This is a genomic window from Methanolacinia petrolearia DSM 11571, from assembly GCF_000147875.1.
Lineage (GTDB): Archaea > Halobacteriota > Methanomicrobia > Methanomicrobiales > Methanomicrobiaceae > Methanolacinia > Methanolacinia petrolearia.
On the sequence record NC_014507.1, the window covers coordinates 519,613 to 545,765 of the forward strand.

25 protein-coding genes are annotated in these 26,153 nt (G+C 47.1%); 9 read left to right on the forward strand and 16 right to left on the reverse strand.

Annotated features, from left to right (window positions below):
• Nucleotides 1-2 precede the first annotated feature (2 nt).
• The 6 genes from MPET_RS02620 to MPET_RS02645 all read right to left on the reverse strand — a co-directional run bounded on the left by MPET_RS02620 (nucleotide 3) and on the right by MPET_RS02645 (nucleotide 6,543).
• Nucleotides 3-1,082: a FecCD family ABC transporter permease gene (locus tag MPET_RS02620; protein WP_013328468.1), complete on the reverse strand. Its 1,080-nt coding sequence runs from the start codon at nucleotides 1,080-1,082 to the stop codon at nucleotides 3-5.
• Nucleotides 1,083-1,606: 524 nt separating this feature from the next.
• A complete protein-coding gene (locus MPET_RS02625; protein WP_013328469.1) occupies nucleotides 1,607-2,335 on the reverse strand; it encodes a YkgJ family cysteine cluster protein in 729 nt (242 codons plus the stop codon).
• Nucleotides 2,336-2,856: 521 nt separating this feature from the next.
• Nucleotides 2,857-3,963 carry a KamA family radical SAM protein gene (locus MPET_RS02630; RefSeq protein WP_013328470.1) on the reverse strand — a complete coding sequence of 369 codons (1,107 nt, stop codon included), beginning with the start codon at nucleotides 3,961-3,963 and terminating at the stop codon, nucleotides 2,857-2,859.
• A 90-nt stretch (nucleotides 3,964-4,053) separates the two neighbouring features.
• The gene (locus MPET_RS02635) at nucleotides 4,054-5,010 is read right to left on the reverse strand and encodes a radical SAM protein (protein ID WP_013328471.1); all 957 of its coding nucleotides are present in this window, start codon (nucleotides 5,008-5,010) and stop codon (nucleotides 4,054-4,056) included.
• Nucleotides 5,007-5,891, reverse strand: coding sequence for an NAD(P)/FAD-dependent oxidoreductase (locus tag MPET_RS02640; protein ID WP_013328472.1), 885 nt, complete (start codon nucleotides 5,889-5,891; stop codon nucleotides 5,007-5,009). The genes MPET_RS02635 and MPET_RS02640 overlap by 4 nt, the downstream gene beginning before the upstream one ends.
• Nucleotides 5,881-6,543: an isochorismatase family protein gene (locus MPET_RS02645; protein ID WP_013328473.1), complete on the reverse strand. Its 663-nt coding sequence runs from the start codon at nucleotides 6,541-6,543 to the stop codon at nucleotides 5,881-5,883. Before MPET_RS02645 ends, MPET_RS02640 begins: the two co-directional genes overlap by 11 nt.
• A gap of 228 nt (nucleotides 6,544-6,771) precedes the next feature.
• On the opposite strand from MPET_RS02645, the gene MPET_RS02650 reads away from it, so the two are divergent.
• The 5 genes from MPET_RS02650 to MPET_RS02670 all read left to right on the forward strand — a co-directional run bounded on the left by MPET_RS02650 (nucleotide 6,772) and on the right by MPET_RS02670 (nucleotide 12,219).
• A complete protein-coding gene (locus MPET_RS02650) occupies nucleotides 6,772-8,679 on the forward strand; it encodes a methyltransferase domain-containing protein (protein ID WP_013328474.1) in 1,908 nt (635 codons plus the stop codon).
• 185 nt (nucleotides 8,680-8,864) lie between these two features.
• A complete protein-coding gene (locus MPET_RS02655; protein ID WP_013328475.1) occupies nucleotides 8,865-9,281 on the forward strand; it encodes a MarR family winged helix-turn-helix transcriptional regulator in 417 nt (138 codons plus the stop codon).
• 11 nt (nucleotides 9,282-9,292) lie between these two features.
• Nucleotides 9,293-11,308 carry a heavy metal translocating P-type ATPase gene (locus MPET_RS02660; protein WP_013328476.1) on the forward strand — a complete coding sequence of 672 codons (2,016 nt, stop codon included), beginning with the start codon at nucleotides 9,293-9,295 and terminating at the stop codon, nucleotides 11,306-11,308.
• A gap of 90 nt (nucleotides 11,309-11,398) precedes the next feature.
• Nucleotides 11,399-11,725, forward strand: a complete 327-nt coding sequence (locus tag MPET_RS02665) for a type II toxin-antitoxin system PemK/MazF family toxin (RefSeq protein WP_013328477.1) — start codon at nucleotides 11,399-11,401, stop codon at nucleotides 11,723-11,725.
• Nucleotides 11,722-12,219, forward strand: a complete 498-nt coding sequence (locus tag MPET_RS02670) for a GNAT family N-acetyltransferase (RefSeq protein WP_013328478.1) — start codon at nucleotides 11,722-11,724, stop codon at nucleotides 12,217-12,219. Before MPET_RS02665 ends, MPET_RS02670 begins: the two co-directional genes overlap by 4 nt.
• A gap of 420 nt (nucleotides 12,220-12,639) precedes the next feature.
• Here the strand turns inward: MPET_RS02670 and MPET_RS02675 are convergent, their stop codons facing one another.
• Together MPET_RS02675 and MPET_RS02680 are read right to left on the reverse strand one after the other, a co-directional pair.
• Nucleotides 12,640-14,262 (reverse strand): hypothetical protein, encoded by a 1,623-nt coding sequence (locus MPET_RS02675; protein WP_013328480.1) that lies wholly within the window; start codon nucleotides 14,260-14,262, stop codon nucleotides 12,640-12,642.
• Nucleotides 14,263-14,422: 160 nt separating this feature from the next.
• Entirely contained in the window at nucleotides 14,423-15,106 is a 684-nt protein-coding gene (locus MPET_RS02680; protein ID WP_013328481.1) for a DOMON domain-containing protein, read from the reverse strand.
• 471 nt (nucleotides 15,107-15,577) lie between these two features.
• Here MPET_RS02680 and MPET_RS02685 point away from each other — a divergent pair, with 471 nt between their 5' ends.
• Nucleotides 15,578-17,824 (forward strand): methyl-accepting chemotaxis protein, encoded by a 2,247-nt coding sequence (locus MPET_RS02685; RefSeq protein ID WP_013328482.1) that lies wholly within the window; start codon nucleotides 15,578-15,580, stop codon nucleotides 17,822-17,824.
• Nucleotides 17,825-17,836: 12 nt separating this feature from the next.
• Nucleotides 17,837-18,304, forward strand: coding sequence for a chemotaxis protein CheW (locus MPET_RS02690; protein ID WP_013328483.1), 468 nt, complete (start codon nucleotides 17,837-17,839; stop codon nucleotides 18,302-18,304).
• Nucleotides 18,305-18,771: 467 nt separating this feature from the next.
• Here the strand turns inward: MPET_RS02690 and MPET_RS02695 are convergent, their stop codons facing one another.
• Nucleotides 18,772-19,938: an aminotransferase-like domain-containing protein gene (locus tag MPET_RS02695; RefSeq protein WP_048130945.1), complete on the reverse strand. Its 1,167-nt coding sequence runs from the start codon at nucleotides 19,936-19,938 to the stop codon at nucleotides 18,772-18,774.
• 83 nt (nucleotides 19,939-20,021) lie between these two features.
• Here MPET_RS02695 and MPET_RS02700 point away from each other — a divergent pair, with 83 nt between their 5' ends.
• A complete protein-coding gene (locus tag MPET_RS02700; protein WP_013328485.1) occupies nucleotides 20,022-21,137 on the forward strand; it encodes an aminotransferase class I/II-fold pyridoxal phosphate-dependent enzyme in 1,116 nt (371 codons plus the stop codon).
• 22 nt (nucleotides 21,138-21,159) lie between these two features.
• On the opposite strand, the gene MPET_RS02705 is transcribed toward MPET_RS02700, so the two are convergent.
• Nucleotides 21,160-21,801, reverse strand: a complete 642-nt coding sequence (locus tag MPET_RS02705; RefSeq protein WP_013328486.1) for a trimeric intracellular cation channel family protein — start codon at nucleotides 21,799-21,801, stop codon at nucleotides 21,160-21,162.
• A gap of 136 nt (nucleotides 21,802-21,937) precedes the next feature.
• Here MPET_RS02705 and eif1A point away from each other — a divergent pair, with 136 nt between their 5' ends.
• Entirely contained in the window at nucleotides 21,938-22,255 is a 318-nt protein-coding gene (gene eif1A, locus MPET_RS02710; protein WP_013328487.1) for a translation initiation factor eIF-1A, read from the forward strand.
• Between the two features lie 12 nt (nucleotides 22,256-22,267).
• Here eif1A and MPET_RS02715 read toward each other — a convergent pair whose 3' ends face one another.
• The 6 genes from MPET_RS02715 to MPET_RS02740 are packed head-to-tail and all read right to left on the reverse strand — an operon-like array spanning nucleotide 22,268 to nucleotide 26,130.
• Nucleotides 22,268-23,047: a DUF7289 family protein gene (locus MPET_RS02715; protein ID WP_013328488.1), complete on the reverse strand. Its 780-nt coding sequence runs from the start codon at nucleotides 23,045-23,047 to the stop codon at nucleotides 22,268-22,270.
• 2 nt (nucleotides 23,048-23,049) lie between these two features.
• Nucleotides 23,050-23,484: a hypothetical protein gene (locus MPET_RS02720; RefSeq protein ID WP_225353845.1), complete on the reverse strand. Its 435-nt coding sequence runs from the start codon at nucleotides 23,482-23,484 to the stop codon at nucleotides 23,050-23,052.
• A 16-nt stretch (nucleotides 23,485-23,500) separates the two neighbouring features.
• Nucleotides 23,501-23,884, reverse strand: coding sequence for a hypothetical protein (locus MPET_RS02725; protein WP_013328490.1), 384 nt, complete (start codon nucleotides 23,882-23,884; stop codon nucleotides 23,501-23,503).
• On the reverse strand, nucleotides 23,872-24,420 hold the full coding sequence (locus MPET_RS02730; protein WP_013328491.1) for a DUF7288 family protein: 549 nt from the start codon (nucleotides 24,418-24,420) through the stop codon (nucleotides 23,872-23,874). Before MPET_RS02730 ends, MPET_RS02725 begins: the two co-directional genes overlap by 13 nt.
• Nucleotides 24,414-25,484: a DUF7287 family protein gene (locus MPET_RS02735; RefSeq protein ID WP_013328492.1), complete on the reverse strand. Its 1,071-nt coding sequence runs from the start codon at nucleotides 25,482-25,484 to the stop codon at nucleotides 24,414-24,416. Before MPET_RS02735 ends, MPET_RS02730 begins: the two co-directional genes overlap by 7 nt.
• Before the next feature lie 7 nt (nucleotides 25,485-25,491).
• Nucleotides 25,492-26,130 (reverse strand): hypothetical protein, encoded by a 639-nt coding sequence (locus tag MPET_RS02740; RefSeq protein WP_013328493.1) that lies wholly within the window; start codon nucleotides 26,128-26,130, stop codon nucleotides 25,492-25,494.
• Nucleotides 26,131-26,153: the final 23 nt, after the last annotated feature.

Here is a 26,153-nt window from a genome sequence, read left to right on the forward strand (position 1 = left end):
AATCACCCGAATATTACTCTCCCTTTGTTTCTCAGCAGATAGCAGAGGTATGGGGCGCCGAGAATCGATGCAATAATTCCGACCGGGATCTCCGCACTGGTCACTGTTCTTGCAAGCGTATCACATATTATGAGGTATATTCCGCCCATCATGAATGAGGCGGGGATTATGAAGCGGTTGTCCGGGCCGAGGATCATCCTCGATGCATGCGGCATCATAAGACCTACCCATGCAATAATTCCTACGAGCGATACTGCAAAGGCGGTGATTGCGGTCGCGATTGCCACTACTATGAACTTGTATTTTTCAGGATTCACTCCGAGTGTTCTTGCTTCATCATCCCCCATGGAGAGAATATTGAGTTTCCACCCCAGTGCCCATAATATCAGAAATCCAATTATAACAACAGGAGCTATCATCCAGATGTCGCTCCATGTCGCATAATAGAACCCTCCCATAAGCCAGAATACAATTTCTCTTAAGGCGGTATCGTCTGAGATATATTTTAAAAGTGAAACGAGTGCGGAGAATATCGAGCCTATGATGACTCCGGCAAGTATCAGTGTCACAATTGGTGTCTCTCCCCTGACACGGGCAAGCATGTAGGCAAGTACGACCGCAAGTGATCCAAAAGCGAATGCGGAGAGCTGGGTCGAGAAGAAAATTGCGGGAAAGACTATCCCGAGCGCAGCACCGAAAGCGGCACCGGACGATACGCCGAGGATGTACGGCTCAACGAGAGGATTCCTGAAGACTCCCTGAAAGACCGCACCTGCAATCGCAAGTGCCCCGCCGACAAATATTGTCAGCAGGATTCTGGGCACTCTGATGTCCCATACTATCGTATTATGCAGTTTTTCGAGATTCGAGACGTCTCCGAATGTAATATGAGTTAGTATGGTCCTGTAGACCTGCGGAATTGTGATGTCGTATGCTCCCAGAACCACAGCCGTTATGGCGGTTATAAAAAGGATTCCTGCAATTACAAGAAGCATTATTATTTTTCTGTAATCTGAAAATTCAGGAACGTCGATATAATCAAAATGTTCGAGTAATCTCTTCAGCCTGGTTGTTTCGGTCATGTACTTTCACTTGTTGAAATATTTCAGGTATTTGCTATGTAGCCATTAATTATGAAAAAATATGATCTTATATTATTTATTATTTTAAATCCTCTAAAAAATTTTTATTTTAATTGTTGTGTGTATGAATAATTTCTTGCACAATTCTTTTTAATCATAAAACATTGGTTCAGAGCTTGTGTTGCGACTGGTAGTTGTTACAGAATCTCTTACTGCTGATGGTTATGGGTAAAGACAGGAACAGATCCGATTCAAGATCGTCCGATTTTATTCCATTCATCTACTAGTTTTAAAATATTGAGAGACCTTTCGTTTGTAATCTCAATCTTTCCGGTGTATACGTGTTTCGTGTTCTTCTCAAGAGAGATAACATCCCCTTCAAGGAACTCTTTCCTGCCGATTATGCATCTTTTCTTTGAGAACCCGACTTCAAATGTCTTAGCTGTTTGATTGTGAAATTGAAAAATAAACAGATCAAAATGTCCAAAAAAGAAAGATCCAATATTTAAGCGGGAAGAAATATTTTACAGTCGGATGGTGTAATCATCCTTAATGATCGAGTGCATCTCGAATTTTCCCCTGAAATGAACGAAGACCGTTACAGGCTCTCCGGACTGAAACGCCCTGATCTTTTGATCGTATACCTTTCTTACAGGCTTAAGCCCTGATTCTGTGAAATGCCTGAGTGCACAGCTGTAGAACTCGATCTCCTTTTCCAGGAAGGCCTTTTCGTATGTGATTGTCTCCTTCGCGGCCTTCAGGCAGTCTTCATCCGGGATGTCGGCATTGTATTCGCCGTGCTCGTTCAGTCCTGAGATCTGTCTCCATGCAAGTTTCCCGTCTTCGCCGTATTCGCGGTGGAGCATGTAGGGGTAGATCCTGCATATGGAGAACCGGTCGTTGTAAATGGTACACCTGTTCTCTTTTAGGAAGATGCAGTCCCCGTTCTCTTTCGTCTTAAGGGCGTAGCCGGAGACGTAGAAGTTCCCGTTTTGATCGCAGAGCTCGAAGAAGGGTGCCGGGACTATCGCATCCTGCCGGATTCTTCTGACCCTCTCCGTGTCTTCATCAAGTAAAAAAACGTGTCCGTTGAACTCTTTCGTACAGCACTTGCCGCAAAGGGTGCAGGAGAACCCGACCTCCTTTATGACCGAGCAAAGCTTTTCGATGTCGTATTCTTCAAGGAGCCTTAGCTCTTCTTCGAGTTCTCCTGTCTTCTTTTCAATTCCGTTTATCGAGTTTACCGAGGCCAAGTTGCATCCTCTTAAGTATCTGCAGAAATATTGTAACGCCGTTCAGAAAAAAGGTGGCTCTAAGTTGTTTCATGCGGGTATAATAATTAGGTTTCACTACTTTTGACAACCCCTCGCCGCGGGCCGCTCATCAGGCCCGCGGATCGGCCCCGAACCCGGGGCCTCTCCGTTGGGATAAAACACTCAGAGGATAGGCGAGTACCCCCTGAGCGGAGAGATGCGGTTGGCTCATGATGTGTACTGGATGGAATATACCAAAAACGTTCATAAAACAAATTTTTTATGTAAGTCACAATGTGATTTGCGTGAAAAAAACCAAATTCAACAGCTCAGGGGACCCTTGCCAGTCTCCTGAGCGTGCCGTGGGAGAACTATCTTAGGGCAAGGCCTCTGGGCAGGGGCCGTACGGCGGCCCGGAAGCCGGTGCCGGGGTTGCCCGAGTAAGATCTGTAAGCAATACGGCAGTGCCATGAATGTAATATCCGAACGTATGTGAGGATAATGCAAAAGGGAGCATCCGTTCATACGACTTTCTTCTCAGAGAGCGGAGATTTGTAGTCGTCGAACCACAAAGCATCGGGATCTCTCCTGAAGCTCATGAACTTCCCTATGTCCTCCCATTCGGCCGACTGGTGGTATTTGAGATATGTTCTTTCTTCATCGATACCCACAACCGCGATCTTTCCGCAAACATGCGACATCGCGAACGTGAACCTCTTGGCAAGCCCCGAGCAATTCATCTTCGCCTGTTCGAGAATAAAATAGCCATCTTCCACGGGAACGACAAAATCCCTGTTGCCGAGTGTCGGGCGGCACTGGAAGACATAGTACGGCGTGATCCCGATGAATGAGAGTTTTCTGGAGAGTTCAGCCATCGTCTCCGGGTTGTCGTTTATTCCGTGCAGGAGTGGAGTCTGGTTGGCAAAAACCGCACCCGACTCCTGCAGGATGTTCACGGCTTTTATTGCCTGTTCCGTAAGCTCTCTCGGGTGGTTGAACTGCGTAACTATGTAGATCTTCTTTTCTTCCGTAGAATATCTCCTGATAATCTCCGGGAGTTTTGTATCGTTTAATATCCTGTAGGGGTTATATGCCGGGACCTTCGTTCCAATCCTGACAATCTGTACATGGTCTATCTCCCTGATCCATGCAATAATCTTTTCAAGCCTGTTTGTCGACAGAAACAGGGGGTCGCCTCCGCTCAAAAGTACATTCGTTATCTCAGGGTGGGAAGAGATGTATTCGAGATCCACATCGATGTCTCTTGCAACCTCACGTGCGCCCCCGTTCATAAAAATCCGTTTCCTGAAGCAGTACCTGCAGAATCCCGCACACATGTCGCTTACAAGAACGAGTGCCGTCTGGTCGTATTTATGCTCCATTCCGGGCGCTACAATGTACCTTGCCTCACCTGATGCGTCAAGCCTGCCCCATTCCTCGAGTTCGGCCGGATCCGGGATCACGAGCTTCCTGATCGGGTCCGCAGGATCGTTCCAGTCAATGAGAGAAAGGTAATACTCGTTCGACCGGAAAGCGAACATCTCCTGCACCTCCGCGAGCTTTTTTTTCTCCTCTTCCGAAAGCCCGGGGACTTTTGTAATGTCCGTGATATACTTCGGACTATACATGTTGATCAGGTGTTAATCGTATATTTCATATTATACCTTTCCCCCGGTGAACGGATATGATCCCGGGTTCGGGGAAATAATTTTTTTGTATTATTTTCGATGTATCTCGTATTCGTATCCGCCTTTTAATTCTGTCCCGCTCCTTTCATATGCCTCAAGATACTGCCCGCAGTTGCTCCCGATCAGGTTCTCTTCAGGTTCGCCTATGCTCATGATGACGTCATAACCGGCATCTCTGAGGTTTTTTACAGGACACCGCTCCTGATCCGGACAGTTTGTTTCATTCTCTCCGGGGCGGATGAATGAATTTATTCCGTTTTCCAGCGCCCTGAAAGTAGGGTTGACAGGAGTGATTTTTACGAGGAATACATCCGGCGGAAAGTACTTCCGAAGAACTCCAGTATCTATCTTCATATTGTCCCCGAGAGCAAAATTGAGTGTAATCTTCCTCCCTCCTTTGTCAAAAAATAACTCGCCGTATTCTTTCATTTCCTCAAATGACCATGTCTTTACAGGAATCAGCCATTCCCTCGTCACCATGTCCGTCGTATGGATCGAGAACTGGAGCTGGAATCTCTCCCTGTAATGTTCGTTTTTGATCTCAAGAAGCCGTTTGAAGAATTCATCGCAGCCCTCGGGAGCGATTGTCGAGAGTGACGGAATGAGGCCGGGAGCCTTGTACCTTGTTTTAAGTGACTCTAGGACATCGAGAACTGCCGGGTTGAAAGCCGGTTCTCCCATACGTGCAAACTGGATCTTGAATTTATCAGCATCAACGTATCCCCCCGGGAACCGCTTTCTGACAAGATAGTCGATCTGTGCATAGATGTCTTCGGCTGAAAGTTTCCCCCTGTATCCTCCTCCGGCATCACACATCCGGCACCCGACCGGGCACCCGAAGAGGCTGGATACGATCAGCACCCATTTCTGGCTGCGGGTGAAAGGGGGCTGGACTGATTCAACAAATTCGATCCTCCTTCCGTCATCAATTTCTGCAATGTATACGCGGGCGATATCCTCATTTCCCGTTTCGGCAATTATTTTCAATCTGCATCCCCTCCCGGTCCTTTGCAGATCCTCATTGCAGCTGCAACCCCGTCACCCACTGATATTGCAGTCTGCCTGAGTATTCCGTTCCTGACATCCCCTGTGAAGAAAAGAAGACCTGATCCGGTGAGCTCACTGGTTCGGCCGGAAATTTCGCTTGAAATGAACTCTGTACAAGGATCTCTTCCTGTTGCAAAGATCATAATATCCGCATCGATTTCGATATTCGATCCGCCGGATACGCATTGCAGCTTTATGCCATTCTGCGTCTTTACAATTCCTGAGATATTTGTATTCTCAATATATGTGATATTCGGGCTGCCTGCAACCTCTTTGAACAAAATATCCAGGCATTTTGTCTTCTCTCCCCTGTTGAGGATTAGGATTCTGTTCTTCGTGCAGAGGCTCAGTGCATAATCAAATGCGGCATCACCAGAGCCGGCTATGGCTACTGTTTTTCCTGAGAGATCCCGTATTCGTGATATATCGTGGTAAGTACAAGCCAGGGCATCGGTATCGATATTGCACCCCGGCCTTTTCGGAACTGTTCCCGAGGCGATGATAACTCTATCGAAACGGTAGGTTTCCGTCTCTGTCCTGATCAGGAACTCTTTTCCATCAAGATCAAGTTGCAGCACCGTCTCCGTTTTCAGTTCAGGACTACCCTTTTCAAATTGTTTCCTGAAAAGGGCTGAGAGTTCTGTTCCTCTGATTCCGTCCGGAAAACCCGGATAGTTCTCCACAAGGCGGGCGTTGGGCAGGAGACCTCCGGTTTTGTCCTTCTCAAATACCACGGGTCTGATGCCGTACCGGCTGAGCTGAATTGCTGCCGCCATTCCTGCCGGACCCGCACCGATAACCGCAATCTTTTCAGGGCCCATAATTCTCCATAATTTCCGAGATGTTCCCTGTTCCTGTTATTGATGCGAAACCGTGCGAGAGGTTCATCAGTGACGCCATATGCAGATCCGTGTTGTATGTCGCTGTTCCGTCTGCCGGAAAGAAAACCCTGTATCCGTGGACAAAAGCTGTTCTAGCCGTAGTTTCGCAGCAAAGATGGGTCATTACGCCGGTTATCACGAGATCGGTGACATTGTTCTGCCGCAGGATTAAATCGAGTTCTGTTGCGTAAAAAGCGTCATACTGGCTCTTCCTGATGCGAACAGAGAAAGGGAGATCGAGATCATTGTTGAGCTCCGATCTTGTGCTTGTTTCAGTCAGAAGTTCACCCCACCACTCTTCCATCATTCCGGCATCTATGAGTGTGTTAATATGACGTGTGCTGATTACAGGGCGTTTTTTTGCAGCAAATGCCTCTGCAAGTTTTTTAATCCGTGGGATGACTGCTGCGGAGGATGGTACGTATGCATGCGAATCAGGATCTGTAAAATAATTCTGCATGTCGATAATCAGGAGAGCGGAGGCTTCCGGATGAAAAACCTGTTCCCTTTTCCTGTTCATGCCGGCGATCTTCTCCATCATGAGCATGGATTCTTTATCGATATTTTCAGGTCTGAAATAGCATTCCTTCATGAATCGATCAATATTCTATCACAGGATTTAAGAAAATGGCGGAGGTGCGCAGCCTTGTATATTTTTGTGGAATTCTCCTGATATATCGGGGATTATCCGTCATTGTTGCGCGTTGCAGAAGATTTCCGGGAAAAGTTCTTTTTTCCTGACCGTAACCGGCGTATATGTATATCGTCGGGTAAGATTTATATCCTGAAGATTGAAATTAAAGGTTTTGATAATTATTAAATGAACAAAGGGAATGGCAAGCAACATATAACCACCGTACTCGGTCCTGTGGAGAGCCTGGAGAGCTATGTAAAGGCCGACTGGTGGAGGGAGATCTTCAACGCGAACTATCTCCGTACAGACGGGGATGTCGTCGATGACGAGAGCATTACGAAAGCCGAAGTCGATTTTTTTCTTTCTCTTTTGAATCCCGGATTTCATGACAGTATTCTTGATCTCTGCTGCGGGCAGGGGCGTCACTCGCTCGAACTTGCAGGCAGGGGATACTCGAAGATCTGCGGTCTCGACAGGTCGCATTACCTGATAACCCGCGCAAGGAAGCAGGCGAGAAACGACGGCCTGTCAGTAGGATTCAGGGAGGGGGATGCAAGAAAACTCTCTTACTCTGCGGATTCGTTTGACTTTATTCTCCTGCCGGGGAACAGCTTCGGTTATTTCGAGACGAACGAGGACGATAAAAGGGTTCTTAAGGAGGCATTCCGTGTCCTGAGGCCCGGCGGCCGCATACTTCTCGATATCACGGACGGGGATTATCTCCGGGAGAATTTCGTCCCGAGAAGCTGGGAATGGATCGACCAGAACCACTTCGTCTGCAGGGAGAGGAGCCTGTCTTCGGACGACGAGCGGCTGATTACCCGCGAAGTCATAACCCACGTGAAGAACGGGGTTATGGCCGACCAGTTCTACGCCGAGCGCCTGTATAACTCGGGCGACATCAGGGCAATGCTTAACGAATGCGGATACACGTCCATAGAGTTTCACGACCCGATAATCACCGACTCAAGGAGGAACCAGGACCTCGGGATGATGGCCCGCCGCCTGATTATAACCGCATCGGTCGAGAAGGAATGGACACCGAAGAAAAAGGTAAGCAGAAAGAAAAAGAAGGTCGCAGTCGTACTGGGTGACCCCAGGCTTAAGGATGTGATTAAGCCATCATGTGTCTTTGACGAGGACGATTACAGGACAATCGGGAGGCTGAAGGAGGCACTGTCCGAACTCGGCGACTACGAATTCACCTATTTCGACAATCATTCCTCTATGCTCTCGTGGCTTCGTCAGTCCGGAAGCAAAGCGGATTTCATATTCAACCTATGCGACGAGGGATTCTTAAACGACCCGAGAAAGGAGCTCCATGTTCCTGCGGCACTTGAGATCCTTTCGATACCGTATACGGGCGGAAACCCCCAGTGTCTTGCATATTGCTATGACAAGTCGCTTGTCAGGGGAATTGCGAAGGAGCTTGATATTCCCGTTCCACGTGCATTCGTGATAAACCCGGAGGACAGTTCGTTCATAGAATTCCCGATACACTTCCCGGTGATCGTGAAGCCGAACTTCGGGGATTCGAGCTTCGGGATTACACAGAACAGCGTATGCAGGGATATCTCCGAACTCCAGGATGCGATACTTCGCCTGAAGAGCTTTTCCGGAGACTGCGGAACTGTCCTCGTGGAGGAGTTCCTTACCGGGGGGGATATCAGCGTGGGGATTATCGGCAACCTCCCCGACAAATACGAAGTGCTCCCGGTGATCGAGGAGGACTACTCGTCCCTTCCCAGGGGTTATCCGAAGATCTGCGGTTATGAAGCGAAATGGGACCCCGAGTCTCCTTATGCCGGGATCACATCTATTCCTGCGGATCTGTCTGAAGAGGCCCGGCGCTTCCTCGTCGCGAGCTGTCTTAAGCTCTTTGGGAGGCTCGGGTGCAGGGATTATGCACGTTTCGACTGGCGCATAGACTCGAACGGGACACCCCGGCTCCTTGAAGTAAATCCGAATCCCGGCTGGTGCTGGGACGGGCATCTTGCCAAGATGGCGGGTATTGCCGAGATAACGTATGCAGAAATGCTCGGGATGATCCTGAAGGCAGCCGAAGATCGTATCTTCGGGGACAACGGGAAATAATTTCCTTTTTTTTGCCGTCGTGATTATAAAATGGCGGATTATTTTTCTCTCTTAGTTAATGTTCCTGATTCGTAAGTTGTTTCATTGTATTTTCTTATCGGGAGATAGTTAGACAAAGATATATTAAGAACTTCAAACAACATCAGATCAGGAAAGTTTGAAATTCAAATTATTGGACGATCAAAATGGGTTTGACTGAAGAGCTGAATGATAACCTTGTCGAGTTTTTTGACAGGTTTGCTTCCTGGGAGAATTCCGTAATCCAGCAGAGTTCCCTCACTGTTGCCGGAGCCCATGCGATAGAGAAGCTGGGCCACAACGGGAGCATGAGCATGAAGGACCTGTCCAAATCGCTGGGCGTTACGACCGGAACGATTACCGTGACGGTTGACCGGCTTGAAAAAGGAGGCTATGCAGTACGCGATCGTTCTGAAAACGACAGGAGATCGTACATCATCCGCCTTACAGAAAAAGGGAAGGAGGCTTTTTCGGATCATCACAGTCATCACATGAGCCTGTCCGACGAGATCGCATCCATCCTCTCCGAAGACGAGGTGAAGAACTTCGTCGGGATACTTGAGAAGATAAACAAAACGATTTGAAAGGGAAATTTATGGGCGTAAAAGAGGAGAATCACAGCGATAGCGTGAGCTGTGGGGAAATTTGCCACTGCGGTCACGACCACGGGCACAATCACGAACATGATCACAGGCATGAAGAGCATGAATGCGGGAGTGCATGTGCATGCGGTCATGACCATGGTCACGATGGTGGCAATACAAAGGAATATGCTATACTCGCCGTAGGGGGAATTTTACTGGCTGCAGCTATAGCGGGAGAATATTTAGGATTATCAAATATTGCTGTCAGTTCTTTTGCCGTCCTTTCGGCGCTTTGCACCGGTATCCCTATTATCCTAAGTTCTGTAAGAGGGCTGCTGGGCGGGAGGCAGAATGTCTGTGAACTTGCCGGAATTGCGATAATTGCGGCAATCCTGATCGGTGAATATGTCACTGCGGCAGAGGTCGGGTTCATCCTCTCCTTAGGCGAGATTGCCGAAGAATATGCATACGGCAAATCCAGGAGGGATATCGAGAAGATTGCGGCACTGCATCCCGAACACGGTCTTGTGGAGAGGGGTGGGGATTTTGTCGAAGTGCCCGTCGATGAGATAGAGGTGGGTGACACCGTTTTGATCAGGCCGGGAGATGTCGTTCCCTCTGACGGTATCGTTACAAGCGGTGCGACCTCGGTCGATGAATCCTGCCTTACCGGGGAGAGTGTTCCGGTGGAAAAAGCGACGGGCGATCCCGTCTACTCGGGATCGATTAATATCGACGGTGCGGTGAGGATTGAGGTTACGAAGAGGAGCAGGGATTCGACTTACTCGAAGATAGTGGATTTCGTCCGCGAGGCGGAGAAGAGAAGGCCACCTACATATCCTTTCATAGAGAAGTTCGCCTCGATCTATACTCCTCTGACATTGGTCGTGACCGCCCTTACATGGATCTTTACGGGGAGCATTGAGAGGGCGATCACGATACTGATCGTGGCATGTCCGTGCGCCCTGCTTCTTTCCACCCCGTCGGCGGTCATATCTGCGATCGGTGCCGGGGCCAGGAGGGGAATTCTGGTAAAGAGCGGTTTGTATCTTGAAGAGGCCGGAAAGATCGATTCGGTGATCTTCGACAAGACCGGGACGCTGACCTCCGGAAGGATGAGGGTGAAGACCACCAGGGCATTCGGGGGTTTTGACGAAGAGCTGATGATAAATCTTGCCGCGGCGGCCGAGTGCGGGTCCGGGCACCCTGTTGCCGCAGCTATATTGGATTTTGCCGCGGAAAAGGGGCTGAACGGCAACGGATGCCTGCAGGTCAAGAGCCTCCCCGGCCTCGGGGTAAAGGGTGAGTCGGATTCCGGTAACATCCTTGTGGGAAATATCAGGTTCATGGATGAGTCGGGAGTTTCGGTTCCTGCACCCGTTTCTGCCGAAATAGAGGAGCTTTCCGCTTCAGGAATTAGTCCTGTCCTGCTCTCGCTTGATAATGAGATCATAGGGCTGCTCGGGGTTGAAGACTCTGTCAGGGACGAGTCTCCTTCGGTTGTCCGCGACCTGAAAGAAAACGGCATAACGAATGTTTCGATCGTTTCGGGAGACCGGAAGGAGATTGCCGAGAGCGTGGCTGATAAGTGTGGCATCGAAAGAGAGAATGTATATTCCGGGATTGCCCCCGGTGAAAAGAGATCGATCGTGGATCGATTCCAGAAGGATGGAAAGAAGGTCTGCTTTGTCGGAGACGGGGTAAACGACGCTCCTGCCCTTGCACAGGCAAATGCAGGCGTCGCGATCGGTTCGCGAAAGAACACCGTTGCGATTGAGACTTCTCATGTGGTTTTACTCGGGGAGGGTCTGGGACAGATCTTAAGCTTCATCCGTCTTGGCAGAAAGACGGTCCGGACTATAAAGATAAACGTCGCATTCGCCCTTTCGTTTACTTTCATACTGATGGCGATGGCATTTTTGGGTATAGTGCACCCTGCCGCGGGAGCGCTGGGCCACCAGGCGGCTGTTCTCCTGGTCCTCGCAAATTCGGCGCTGATACCTTTGGGAATGGACAGATGGAACTGAGATCAGGACTAGTGTGACATTACGACAGGGATATTCCGCCAACCCTGTACAATATTTATCGGATATTAACACCTGATAATTCCTGAAGATATGACCAGGTATTTCCCCGGCGACGTCGTCCTTGCATCGATGAACCTGAGTGGTCCGGGAGGGAGAAAGATTCGTCCTGCTGTGGTTTTGGGGGAGTGCGAAAGAAATTCATTCCTTCTTTGTCCTGTCACCAGCCGGCAGCCCGACAGCGGTGACTTCCTCCCCCTTGGCCTCGATGATTTTGAGAAAGGCGGCCTTGATCTCTTTGACGAGAGTTATGTCCTCGTCTCCGAGGCGGGACCGGTTGACGGCAGGTACATCCTCGGGAAGAAAGGGAAGCTCGTCTCATCACGATTTAAGGAGATCTCCGGGAGGGTGAGATTTTGACCCGTGACATAAACTTCCGGGAGGTCACCGAAGACGACCTCGAGGTTATGAACTCCCTCGTGAACGATGAAGATATCGCGAGATTTCTCGACCTGATCCCTCCGGTGCCAATGTCGAAGACAATCGATTTCTGGGAGTTCGCCGTGAGCAGAGGGGCAATGTGGTGGGCGATTTTAATTGGAAATGATGTTATCGGGAGTGTCGGCGTTGTCCCGGAGGACCCGGACGGAAAGATGTCGCACGTCGGCGTCATGTTCGTATATCTCCTGAAAGATCACCGGGGACTTGGTTACGGTGGCATTGCGATCGATCATGCACTTTTTATGGCCGATGTGTCGGGGCTGAAGAGGATCGAATGTCTCGCCGCGGAAGGGAACAGCCGTGCGATTGCACTGTACCTGGAAAAAGGGTTTCTTATTGAGGGAGTAAAGAAGGGTGCATTCTATGACGGCGAAAAATATTCTGATGTCATAATGATGGCGAAGATTTTGTGATCATTAAGGTAGGGGGATGATTTCCACCTCTCTTTAACCCTCCCCTCATGGCGATAGGTCGCAAAGGGGATGGACAAGCATCCCTTTTCGCTCCTGAAACCTTTTCCCACCTAAATTATTGAAAAAGTTTTGTTCATTGATTAAAACTATCTTAATTTACTCTCTCCCGGCCGAGGCCACCCGAAAGGGTAGCGTCCAGGCCGGGTTATCGCGAGAGCGCAAAGCCCTGAGGTCAGGGCGTGTTCGCGAAGCGAACTTGCGCAAGGGTTGCCATTGGAAAAATCCTCCACTATGATATAGAAAGGGAGGGGGAGGGGTTTCCCCCTCCCTTCAACCCTCCCCCTGCCGTGGCGATAGGTCGCAAGGAGATACATTCTTGAAGTTCCGGTTTGATAATTTTTTTAAATTGGTTTTCAATTTTCAAATCGCTTCGATCTTCCTGAACCTGAATATAATCCTCCAGTCCTGCTGTTCGCGAAGCGTGATCTCGTTCATCTCGTCGAGAAGCGAACACAATTCATTCATGGTCGATACATGCTTCATTTCATTTCTTATGGCAGTAAGGTGGCGGACGATATGTACGTAGCGTTCCGAGTTCCTGAGATATTCTCTCTGGACCCTGACTGCTGCTATCGCGGAACCTACAGCCGGAAGCGTTATCGTCAGGTAAGCTAGAAGATGTGAAACCGTGATGTCCGTATGGATCTCCCAGTGCCCGATTCCTGTAGCATGAATTATTGCAAGAATCAGAACAATGACAAAGATCAGTTCTCCGGTCACTGCCAGGAGGCTGTATCTTTGTTTCGACCTTTTGCTCTCCCTTTCATAATAAGCGAGACTGTTATTGATCCATGCCGCTTTGAGAAATTTCTTCATCGGTTCAAAAGGGATGTTCAGGCGGCAGTAGGCAGTTGGCCTGAGAGATACTATCGACATAAACGCCATGACCATCCAGTCGTTGGGCCTGTTTGCAAGGCTCATATGCGGAGGAGTGTCGGGGCTTTTACAGGTGACACATACTATTGAAATGAAAAATGCAGCTCTGATTCTTTCGGCAAGGAAGTTGTAGTCGATCCATTTCCTGTGATAATCGCCGTATCTTGAGGCGGTCATAAGCCCGATGATGAGAGCGATCTCGGCAACCTCGAGCCAGACGAGTTCAGGAAAGTCAGTGAAGAAAAGTGTCTGCATTGTTATCGTGAGAACGGCAAGAGCGGCAAGAACAGATACAAGGGTTCCTGTGGAGGTGTAGTTCCGCCTGTATTTCCGTGCAAGAATCTTTGCCCTTGTATAATTAGGGATAAGTGATGCATAGATATCCTTCAGGATGTCACTGGGGAGCCCGGCCTGATCCGACTCGTTTTCAAGCAGGTTGATATACTGCCTTTGTTTTGCCAGAAATGTTCTGTCATTGATTTTTTCCATATTATATGTATTCAGGTTTGTATAGGATTCGAATATCCTGTCGTCGTGATAAAGCCTGTAGCTGTGTCCCGAGTACTGGTTTATTGCCACAATAGTTCTGCCGTACCTTTTTGCAAGGCTGAAAATGCTGCCCTTTCTGTATTTTTCCGCTCCCGGTTCCCATTCCCCTACGAGCAGAACAAGGGACGAATTATCTATGACAGAATCATAGACCGGATCATATCCGGGAGTGGATTCATCCCTGTTTACTACACTTAGTTTATATTTCACAGGTCCCTCGAAGAGCCTGTATGGGAGCGAGAGTTCTCCTGGAAGGTTCAGGAGTTCGACCTCAGGATTTCTCAGCCTGTTCCATACAGGGTCCGCAAGCAGTGATTCGAGGAGGACGTGTTCTCCCCCGGGATGATAAGGAAGAACGAATTTATATATATGCGGAGTGCTGGAAAGGATCTTTTCAAGGGATAATATGGTCTCTTTAATCCCCCTGTTGACATTTTGAGCTTCGAACTCATCCTCTGTCACGATAAGGCCTATGCTGACAGTTATGGAAAGCGGCCCCGGAATGACAGGTGGGTTTTCCTCATCTTTGTAATGTTCTTTAGGCTGACGCAGTTTCATTATCCCGATCCTTTTACACCGTGGGGTCCGGAGATTGCCCGGTATGTTGAATTATAACCGGTGTTTTCTTAAATAGTTATAGTTCCGTAAAAAGTGAGGGCGGGAAATTTCTCCGTGAAACGGTCATGAATTCCAGTTTCATGTTATCTTCTTGAAAAACTCAGATAATTATATCGACAGAACCTTCCGCAGAAATCTGATTTGACAGCGGGTCGTCATATTTGGATAGGAACCATATGACTTTTGCTGATTTGCCTTTTTCAAGCACGGAATCGTATTTGTCTCCCGTATCCAGTTTTCTTGAGAATTCGAGAGTCTGGAATGCAGCTTTCTCGGTTCCTGCAGATTCTTCGATATTGAATTCTCCTCCGAGTACGGTGTCGGACCTCATTGGCCCGGATGCAGTGGGGGAGTACATATCGTATATGTATAAAGATCCCCCTGTTCCAATGTTCCCTCCTAAAATTATATCGGCATTCTTCATCATGGCAACAGGGTTAAATCCGACCGAAACATAACCGGATGTCTTTCCTTTAATGCCCATGTAGAGAGTTTCGTTATCCGATGTCCAGTATATATAGAAGAGATCCCTGAATCCGGTAACATTATTTTCGTATTCACCCTCTTCGATTATGCCGTCGGCCTTCCAGCGTGTAACATTATCTTCCGGGGATTCCGTAACTTCAGGTGTAAGCGATGTGGTTTCGGTGGGGGAAAAAGTCTGTGTCGTGGTTGTTTCCTCCGGCATTATACAGATCACTTCCAGGGAATCGTCTTCCGTTGTACATCCTGATGCCAGTATTAAGATTGCAAATACCGCAATCATGAGTATCTTTCTCTTCATAATTTTGTATTCTCACGTACCGGATCTTTAATTATTATTTTGTACTTTAATTATGGCATATTTCATACTTCCTATTACCCGGACAGAACAGTAAAATATCTTTTATAATTAGTTTTTTGGACCCGTCGGCCGTAGTGAGAAAGATGATATAACGGGATCAGGCAAAGAAATGATTTTGTTGTGAAGATGCCGGGACTAATTATTATGAGTTGAGTGCATGTGCCCCGGTCATCGGTGTATTTATAAACCGAAGAAATGGATGAAAAGTTAGTCACGGGAACCTCTGCCTGAAGTTAATTTTCAGTCGGACATAATAAAAAAAAGGGTAAATATTTGGATAACTATTTCTACTTTTTTTGAAATCGGTTCTAAAAAAACTGCAACATTCCCAAGTTATATATTGATAATAACTTCACACGCCTCTTGAGAGTTGATCCGAATATAACGGATCACTCAATTGAGGGATTTAATATGGCAATGGATTATTTAGAGAAGAAAATAACTGAATATATCAATGGAAACAGGGGGGTTTCAATTGATGAAAGTTCTGCCGGAGAAGAATATTCAGAAATATGTTCGCTCGTGAACAGGCTGATGAAGGGGATGAAAGATGCCGAGGATAGAGCCGAATATTATTACGAATCCATCCTTCGCACACCAACTTCTTCTTTTATCATGGATGGCAGTCTCAATATTGTCATCGTAAATGATGACTTCGTCGAACTAACGGGGTACAGCAGGGAAAAGCTGACATCATTCTGTCTGGATGATTTTTACAGGGAATTCAGTCTTCAAAAGATCAGCGGAGAAGGATCGAAGTATGCCCTGGAAAAGAAAAGAAGAGCTAGCGGCTTATTCCATATGACCTTTAAGGGCGACAGGAGAATCATACAGATCGCAATTGATCCGGAGTTTGACAAAAACGGCAAACCGCTTGAGGTCATTGTTACGTTGAACGATGTTACGGATATCGAAAACCAGAGGGCATGGTATGAATCCATACTTGATGCGGTTCCGTATCCGATTCATGTTACTGACAATGACATGAAATGGACTTTCCTGAACAAGGCCTTCGAAGCACTCCTGATCGAGAACAATGAGATAAAGGACAGGGAGTCTTCATATGGAATGCCCTGCAGTACTGCGAATGCAAATATCTGCAATACTGAAAACTGCGGTATCCGTCAACTGAGAACCACGGGACAGAATGAGACTTTTTTCGACTGGCACGGGACGGAATGCAAGCAGACAACTGCACCGGTTCTTGACGCAGATGGAAATACCATGGGTTATGTCGAGACGGTCCAGGATCTTACAGACATAATCAGGCCTCAAAGGTACCTTGAGCAGGAACTTGCAAATGTTGCTGCCGATCTTGAATGTATTGCTTCAGGAAGACCGGAGGATCTAAAATTGAAAGTCGGTGAAGCCGATGAGAAGACAATGGAGATCAGGGAAAAATTCCTTGAAGTTACAGCTTCCGTAAGTTCTGTCAATGATACCGTTCGGAGACTTACAGATGACATAATGAATCTTGTTGGTGCCGGAGAAGAGGGGAAGCTTGAATTCAGGGCCGATGTGTCGAAATATGAAGGTGCATATCGTGAAATCGTCGAAAACATGAACAACCTGCTTGAAGCGGTTGCATTGCCGTTGAAAGAGGGAATGAGAGTATGCAGCCTATATTCGAATGCGGATTTCACTGCAAGATTTTCAGACAACGTATATGTATCGGGAGATTTCCTTGAATTCAGGACAGCAGTAGATAATATCGGCGTTTCGGTTTCCGAACTGGTCTCCGCAAGCGTAGAAGTAACGAAGATGATCGTCTCGAATTCAAATGAGGTCAGCAAGGGTGCCGATGAAGTTGCAAAGGCTGCGGAAGGTGTTGCGGGAACCAGCCAGAAAACCGCAGAACAGACGAAAGAACTCCTCAGGAACATTGAGAATGTAAATCGCCAGATTGCCGATCTGTCGGCATCAAATGAAGAGATTGCAAGTACGTCCCAGGAAGTTTTCAATGCTACAAACGATGTTGTGGTTATTGGCAAAGAGGCGAATAGTCTTGGAATAGATGCAAACAACAAGATGAACAACGTAAAGGCAATTGCCGAGGCAAGTGTCGGTGAGATTCAGGATCTGACGGAAAAAGTCAAAGAAGTCAGCAAGGTTGTAAAACTCATAAACGATATTGCAGGGCAGATCAATCTTCTTGCACTCAATGCCGCAATAGAGGCGGCACGTGCAGGCGAACACGGCCGGGGTTTTGCAGTAGTGGCAGGTGAAGTTAAAAACCTTGCAGGTGAGGCAAGGGCTGCAACAGATTCCATAGAAAATGTCGTTTCGATGGTCCAGTCCAGCAGTGAAAAGACTGCAAATGCAATTACTGCGGCGAACGATGAGATAGTCGAGGGTGTTGAAAGCGTCAACAAGGCAATTGAGGCCCTAAATACGATTATCAAAAATGCCGAGCAGGTCTCGAACGATATCGGTGAGATTACGAAGGCTATTGAAGATCAGGCAAACATCTCCAACAACATCGTAAGGGAGATGGATTCAGGCACGGAGCAGACAAAGGATGTCCAGAGAGATGCGGAAGAGCTTGCAGCACTTGCAGAAGAAGCGAGTGCATCAATCGAGGAGATCGGGAGTGCCATGCATGAGGTGAACTCCTATGTGCAGAAGCTTGAATCGGCTAATTCAAGGTTCAAATACTAGGGGGAGATAATCATGTCTGCATTTAAGGATGTAGTCCAGTTTGAGATATCCGGCGTCCAGTATGCCCTTGATATCCAGATTGCACGTGAAATAGTTGAGATGATTCCGATAACTCCCGTCCCGAGGGCTCCTGATCATATTGCAGGAATCATAAACCTGAGGGGAGAGATTACAAACATTCTCAACCTCAACCAGCTCATGGGTCTTTCCGCATCAGGCACGGCTGAAAACGGAAAGATCATAGTTCTCGTTCCCGAGGCCGCAAACGGTTCGAATTTAGGACTCATCGTCGACGACGTCCGGAGCGTTCTTCAGGTCTCCGAAGAAGACATCGACATGATGGACGGGTCCGTTTCAAAGGAAGCATATGTAAAAGGGATAATTAAATCAGGCCGGGATAATTCGGGAAACAAGGCGCTGATTATCTGGATAGATATCTCAAAGATACTGTCTGATATTCTGACTGATAAAAATAATTGAAGAGTCGGAGATAAAAATTCCGGCTACTTTTAGTCAGAATCATTTTCTTTCTTACATGAAAATCTGGATCAGAATTTAATTCCCTTGTCCTGATTCCAACAAACTTTTTGGCCCTTTGTTGTTTCATGTCTTTCTCCGGCAACCCCGGCACCAGCGGCCAGACCGCCGGACGGCCCCTGCCCAGGGGCCTTGCCTTAAGATAATCTTCCAACGGCACGCTCAGGGGACCGACAGGGGTCCCCTGAGCTGTTTATTTGCTTTTGTTTAGAAATCCGGATTGAGAACCTTTAGATCCCTTGTCCTGATTCAAACAGGTTTTGTAGATTTTATTGGTTTTTGTGTAATGGAATCGCCCATCATGGGGGTTTTACATGAAACAGTCCGTGAAACCTCTGTTTCATAAACATTTTTGACCGGATTAGTCTGAAGACAACTAAGACTTCAGCTTGAATTTACCTTAGACCTGTCTATAGAATTTCCGAGAGTCTGTTCATTCCTTCTTTTATGTTTTCCTCGCTGGTATTCGAGAAGTTGAGCCTGATCATATCATCTCCGCCGTCGCCTGCATAAAACGGAATGCCGGGAAGAACTGCTACACCGTTTTTTATTCCGTCCTCAAAAAGTTTCATGGAGGATAAGCCCTTCGGAAGTCCGGCTGTCATGAACATCCCGCCTTCAGGGCTGGTATGTGTGATTCCTGCAACAGTCATATCGTCAAGAAGATCCTGCATCAGCATGCAGTTATCATGGTATACCGACACTACCCGCTTCAGGTGGGCGTCATAGTCGTTGTTCCTGAGATATTGGTCCAGGATCTTCTGGCAGAGGAAGTTCGAGTGCAAGTCGGCGGCCTGTTTGGCCGTATCGAATACGGAGATTATCTCAGGCGGGGCCATGATCCAGCCGATCCTCATTCCCGGTGCAACGGTTTTGGAGAATGATCCGCTGGTGATCACGTTTTCGGGTGCAAATTTGTTCACCGGCATCCTGGGTTTTAGATCGAAGGCAAGTTCTCCGAATGCATCGTCTTCGTAGAAAAGTGATCCCGACCCGCCGACGATCCCGCCGATTTGTTTTCTTGCATCGTAGGAGTATGACCTGCCTGTCGGGTTCTGGAAATTGGGAATCCCGTAGAAGAATTTGATCTTATCATCCGTTACGAGCTTTTCGAATCCCTCCATATCCGGCCCGGACTCGTTCATGTCGACGCTTTTTATAACCGGTTCATATAGTGAAAAAGCCTCTATTGCACCGAGATAACCCGGCCTCTCGATTCCGATCCTGTCATTTTTTTCTATGAATATCTTGCCGATGATGTCTAAGCACTGCTGAGATCCGTTGACGATCCTGATATTTTCAGCCGATGCAGCGATCCCCAGGCGGTTCCTGTACCTTTCTGCGATGAATTCTCTTAAGGGGAGATAGCCTTCTGTCGTCGTATACTGGAGCGCTTCTCTTCCCTCCTCTTCCAGTACGCAGGCCGCCGAATCCCTGATCCCTGCGACATCTATAAGGTTTGAATCGGGGAGTCCGCCTGCAAAAGATATTATCGAGGGATCTGATGATACTGCGAATAATTTCTTCAGGAACGATTCCGGTGCATTTCTCATCCTCGCAGCAAAACGATATTCCATTGATAGATATTTGATCCAAGTCTCCTTAACTTTTTCAGCAACCGGGTCAGTTATTTCAGAAAAGGAATACAAATAATTCTTTCATGAGACCTGAAAATTTCCTGCTTGAAAAATACATGGGCATCTATGAATTTTCAGCCCCGTATCTGCTTTGTACATCAGACTGCGAAACAATAACCGTAAGCGAACTGCTTTCATTTGAAGAAGGAGCGGAAGCGGGCCTGATGGATCTTCGCCTGGGGTATACTGAAGCCCGTGGAGGAAAGGAACTCAGGGAAGAGATCTCAAAGCTTTATGGTAATATATCCCCGGATGATGTAATCACCTTTGCAGGTGCGGAGGAAGGGATATTCATCTTCATGAATGCGGTTCTTTCGAAGGGTGATCATGTGATCGTCCAGTTCCCTGCCTACCAGTCGCTGTATGAGATCGCGGAGGCAATCGGCTGTGAGGTCACTCTCTGGGAGATGAAAGAGGAAGACGGGTGGAAGCCTGATCCGGATTTTCTCGTGAAAAATATCCGTAAAAACACAAAAGCAATAATTATCAACAGCCCGCATAATCCGACCGGCTTCAATTTCCCGAAAGAAGATTTTGGAACGATTGTCAATGCAGCGAGAGAAAACGACCTGTATTTATTCTCAGACGAGGTCTACAGGCAGCTTGAATTCGATCCTGGAACACGTCTTCCTGCGGCGGCAGATCTATACGAGAAAGGATTTTCGCTTGGTGTGATGTCTAAGGCGTTCGGTCTTGCAGGACTCAGGTCGGGCTGGATAGCGGCAAGGAACAGGGAGACTCTTGAAAAGATCTCTTCGCTTAAGGATTATACGACTATCTGCAGCAGTGCGCCTTCCGAGTACCTTGCGGCTGTGGCATTGAGGCATTCGGACCGTCTTGTTGACAGGAGTCTTGGAATTATAAAAAAGAATCTTGAGATACTGGATCCATTCATGGAACGGCACTCAGATCTCTTTGAATGGGTCCGGCCCGTGGCGGCATCGATCGGTTTTGTGAAACTGAAGAATGGAGTGTCGGCTACTGATTTCTGCAAAAAGGTCGTCGATGAAACCGGAGTTCTTCTTATGCCTTCGACTGTCTATGGATTCGGAGATTCGCATTTCAGGGTAGGATTCGGAAGAGAAGATATGGAGCAATGCCTTGAAAAATTTGAGATATTTTTGAAAAATAATTACTAATATTTTCAGTTTGTCTCTTTTACTATGAATCGTCTTTTCCCGGAAAAAGGAGCCAGTGGGGATACCTGAGATCCCATTTTATCGCAGCAAACCTGATCAAGAATACGATCAGTATTGCCAAAAGACTTCCAAAGGGAACGTCGGGGAGATATGTCAGCCAGATGATATAGAACACCCCGCCGATAAGTATCGGGGTTGCATAGAGCTCCTGTTTAAGTATAAGGTTTGGATTTCCCGCGAGGAGATCACGTATTATACCCCCGGTGATTCCTGTGATTATGCCCATAATTACTGCGACAACCGGGCTGAAGCCGTATGCCAGCGTCTTATCTATCGCCTGCACGTTGAAGAGGGCGACACCGAGTCCGTCGAGTATCAGCAATGCCCTGTACGAGCACCATAACGGTTTTGCAAGGAAGAATGCGACTATTGCCGCAGAGAGGGCGATTGCAATGTACAGGTTGTTGTTGATCCAGAAGACGGGAACGTCAAGGATAAGATCCCTTAGTGTACCGCCGCCAAGTGCGGTAATAACGCCGATGATAACAATGCCGAAGAGATCCATCCCTCTCTTTGCCCCTGCCAGAACTCCGGTGATGGAAAATACAGCTATGCCTATTATGCCCATGATATAATACCATGTACTAAACGGCAGGACATCCATATATTAAAAAAGCTACTCAAAGGCAATTAATTTTCTCTATATGGATAATTTACCCGTTAACAAAAAAATGAAGGAATTGTTTCGGCTATTATCCTAATTAATATAATAGATAAAAACAAAAGTATATTATCTGGAGTTGAAATTTCTGGCAAGTTACAATAATAATCAAAACAATGAAGAAGCCATAATCAGGGTAAAACTTCCGAATTCCAAGAAAAGGGAGATGTTTGCAACGGCAGACCTTATGCTCGGGGCAAATCATATCCGCGTAAGATGTTATGACGGCGTAACAAGAACAGGGCGAATTAAGGGAAAGATCAAGAAGCGCGTCTGGATTCGCGAAGGGGATGTCCTCATTGTTGTCCCGTGGGATTTTCAGGACGAGAAGTGTGATATAATATACAGATATACCAAGCCGCAGGTCGAGTGGCTGAGAAGAAATAATTACCTCTGAATTAGGGTAAAATTACATATTCTCAATTTTTATATCGTATTCCTTTACTACAAGCCTTTCCACTCCGCTGAGTGAATACTTTCCGGAACCGGTTTCTGCAAAACCTCCTTCCACTATCGAGTCTCCAGTCAGGTAATTTCTCCATGCGACCGAGTAATCGTCATCAGGATCGTATGCATAGGTGACTGTGACGGTTGCAGGTGTCCCGTATGGAGTGTCAATTATTACAGGTTGTGTCTTCATGCTCATTTTGATGGTTCCAATTCCACGTTCATAGTATTCTCTGTCCGCGTTCAGGACAGTCATGTAAATTACGAGAGTTTTTTCGTCGCTATCGTAGAACCACCGGGGTTCGGCTATCATCACCGATCCGCTCTGGAACTTCTCCCTCCTGACCACTGCGCCGTTCATGAGAGTAAGGACTGCGGTCCCGTCATCCGATTCATATTGGATAGCCCCCGGCTTGTATTCAACGCTGAATCCAGTGCCCGTATCATCCGAGATCGTGAAACTCTGCCCGAAAGATGTGTTGTCTATCGCGGTAAGCCCTCCACCGGATACCTTAATTGTTGAATCGCGGAACGGGACATTGCTGAAGGTCATTATTTTCATATCGTTCTGGACCGAGATCATTGCCTGCTCCATGTTTCTCTCGTCAGAACTGATCTGCGTCTGGATAAGCATCGGATACCCTACAAGGGAGACCATTGCAATTCCGGTAAGAACTATTGTAAACATTATCAGGAATCCGATGGCTTCGGATACTCCTTCGCTGCCGTATTCTTTTATCATCTTCAGACTCCTCCTGAATCGTATATTATCCTGTTTAGGCCTTTTCCTGTAGTATTTCCTATGACTGCCTTGGTTGCACCAATACCTGCAATCGATATCATGCTCTTTACGTTTCCGTCGGTTACGATTATCTGCTGGGCCGCACCAGTCGCCGACGGGTCCATCTTCACCGTATAATCCCCGTTCGCAACATCGTCGGGAAGGTCGAGGGATGTCACGACCCGCCCGTTTGACGGAGCGATTACATATAGATCGACTATCCTTGTACTGACCCCGTTTCCTATATCGACGAATGCATGATATTTCAGTTTCTCCGAGGAGTCTTCGATAATTACCGAGTTGATGAGCAGGGTGAGCAGGATCATCATTACGATGAGAACCGCTGTTATATTCATGTATTCCAGGACCGTACTTACAGCCTCATCTTTTTCCCTCACGCAATAAATCCCCTGTTCATTTTTTTTCCGGCAGCCAGTAGGTCTCATTGTATTTGGTCACCCCGTTGTTGAAACGGATCAGGATTTCGTCGTATTTGTAGTAGATGTCCTGATATTTTTCATTCGTTATATCGTAGTATACGACGGCATTCATCCTGTCCATCGAAAGTGCATAGAGGTCCTGCCTTAGAGTGTAGGACGACGGATCTTTTTTTGCGATATCGATAACTGCTTCACGGACCTCTGTGATCTCATTCTTTGGAAATTCCAGAACAGCCTCCGATGTGGTCTGTCCTACCGTCACCGACTGGTTGATGATAATTGCAAGGACAAAGAGTGAGACGCTGACGATGAATCCCATCAGGACTATCCACTGTCCGTCTTCGTTCATTCTCTCCATAGTCTCACCTCTACCCGATATATCCTGTCCAGGCCGGAACTATCTTCAACCATTATAAGCCGCCCTGTACTGATCTCGGGCTGGCGTGAGACTTCGCTTCCTATTGGCTGGCTTTCGCCGGTTCCGCTGTCTCCTAATGCATAACTCATGACACTGTTCGATCCGATATCCCTGTAATAGACAGTTGCATTGTATCTTATTGAATCCACGATCTCCGACGTTCCTGATCCTCTCGCGAGCTCATTTTCAAATGCATCTTTAAACAATATACCGGCATCGTAGGCATCTGTTCCTCCGTTATCAACCATCTCTGCAACGGTTCTCAGGGTGCTTTTTTCGCTATAGTTGTTAGCGGTGTCAAGCATCAGGAGTGCGTCGCTGCCAAGCTGTTCCAGTTGCATATCCGGGATATGTGCATCACCCGGTGTGTATATCGTGATAGAATCTGCGACGATGAAAGCCGCTGACAGCATTATCAGTCCTGCAACAAGTCCTTCGATTGTAAAGAGCTGACCGCAATCATCTGTGATTACCATATCATAACCTCCATTACTCCGTCTTTCAGGTATGGTTCGGTCATATAGTCCTTGTTGTAGATGTAGGGGATGTCACCAGAGATGTAATAGTGCTTCATTGACTCGTCTGGGACAAATTCGTATGTCATGTTGAATACAACTGACAGGGATGTTCCAATCTCGTCGGAAAACATGAGAGGGGGATAAATCTCGAATTTCAGCTCGTCCGCATCACTGATTTCGAACGGACCCTGCATCGTGTGCTGGATGCCGTCGATGAAAAACCGGTACGTGTCATTGTGATAAGTACTGTAAACTATAGGAACTTCCTTGTCGTCATTTATGAACCTAATCTTAGTGAGGGTAACATTGGATATATCGGAACGGTTGAGCGAGCTGCTGAAATTGTATATTGTGATAGATGCGGGTTCGCTCTGCAGCATGAGCCTGTATGCTTCATCTATGGATTTGTTCTGGATTTCGGCATAGTCGAAGATGACAGAAAATCCGGTATACACATATGGGTTAAGGGTTGTGATGGTTGTATTCGTTTTATTGAATTCGCCGGAATCTATCTTAGCATATCCGGGCTCTTTCAGTTTGACGAGGCGTCTCATATAGCCATAGCCTGAATCCGGTGCAATATTTCCCGTGGTATTGACCGGATCGTTTTCGATCTTTAATGAGATATTGTAATAATAGGGGATTTCACCGAAGAGAACCTTTGAGTGATAATCGTCGTTGTCGAGGACCAGATTCTCATTTTCATTGAAGAAAGCTTTCGTTTTTTCTTTCGAGAGTATATTGGGCGAAGTGGATGATACGGCAAGGCCGAGGCGGTCGATATCGTCTTTATGGTATGTATCCATGAACTCCCATGAGTCATCATCTGCAGGCCAGCCAGGATCTTCACAGAGAATGACGGAAGTCCTGTATGCAACTGCATCGTAATCTATCTGGGCGCTGTCTAGTCCTGCAAAGATTCCGGGGATCATTGTAAGAATCATTATCAGGGCGAGCAGGAATATTGAAAAACCTATCAGGAAATCAACTGATAAAATTCCATTCTCCCTAAATGTTCTCATTTTCAGGTCAGATCATCTCCCCGCTGTCCGCTTTGAATTTCAATTCCGCAATATTATTCGTGTTTTGAATGGAGATGGTATAAATCCCGTCTTTAAGGGAGAGATCGGAGTACGAAGCGTTTGCAGGTTCCAGAGTTTTCCTGATGATTTCGCTGTTTTGCTTATAAAGGTCTTCAGGTAAGGTAATGTTTTCAAGATCGATTGTTTCTTCGGAAAGGGTCCCTGGCCATTCCTGCTGATTCCATTCGCCTGAATTGTATACTAAAAGGATGCTTTTTCCGTCTTTTCCTGCACCGATCATCCAGGAATCTGCAAGACCGTTTACGTCGACAAATCTCCCGAGGATCTGATGGTATGTAACGTTATTTAAATCAAGAATGCCTTCCGAATCGAGAAGATAGAGCTTATTGACGGCAGTTTCAAATGATCTCTGGTTTAAGCCGGGCACGCTTTCTGTGTTCTGCCCGGCAGTCGTTATATCTGTTGATGAATCAGTTTGTTCCTGTTCGGGCGACTGCGAAAAAAAACCGGACTCCTTCAGGTAATTCCCGGGATCTATGCCATTAATGAATACATATCCGCAGATGGCTGCCAGAATAAGAATAATTGCAATTATTAGAATCAGCCTGTTTTTTTTAACCACCATCAACCACCCCAAAAAGATCTATA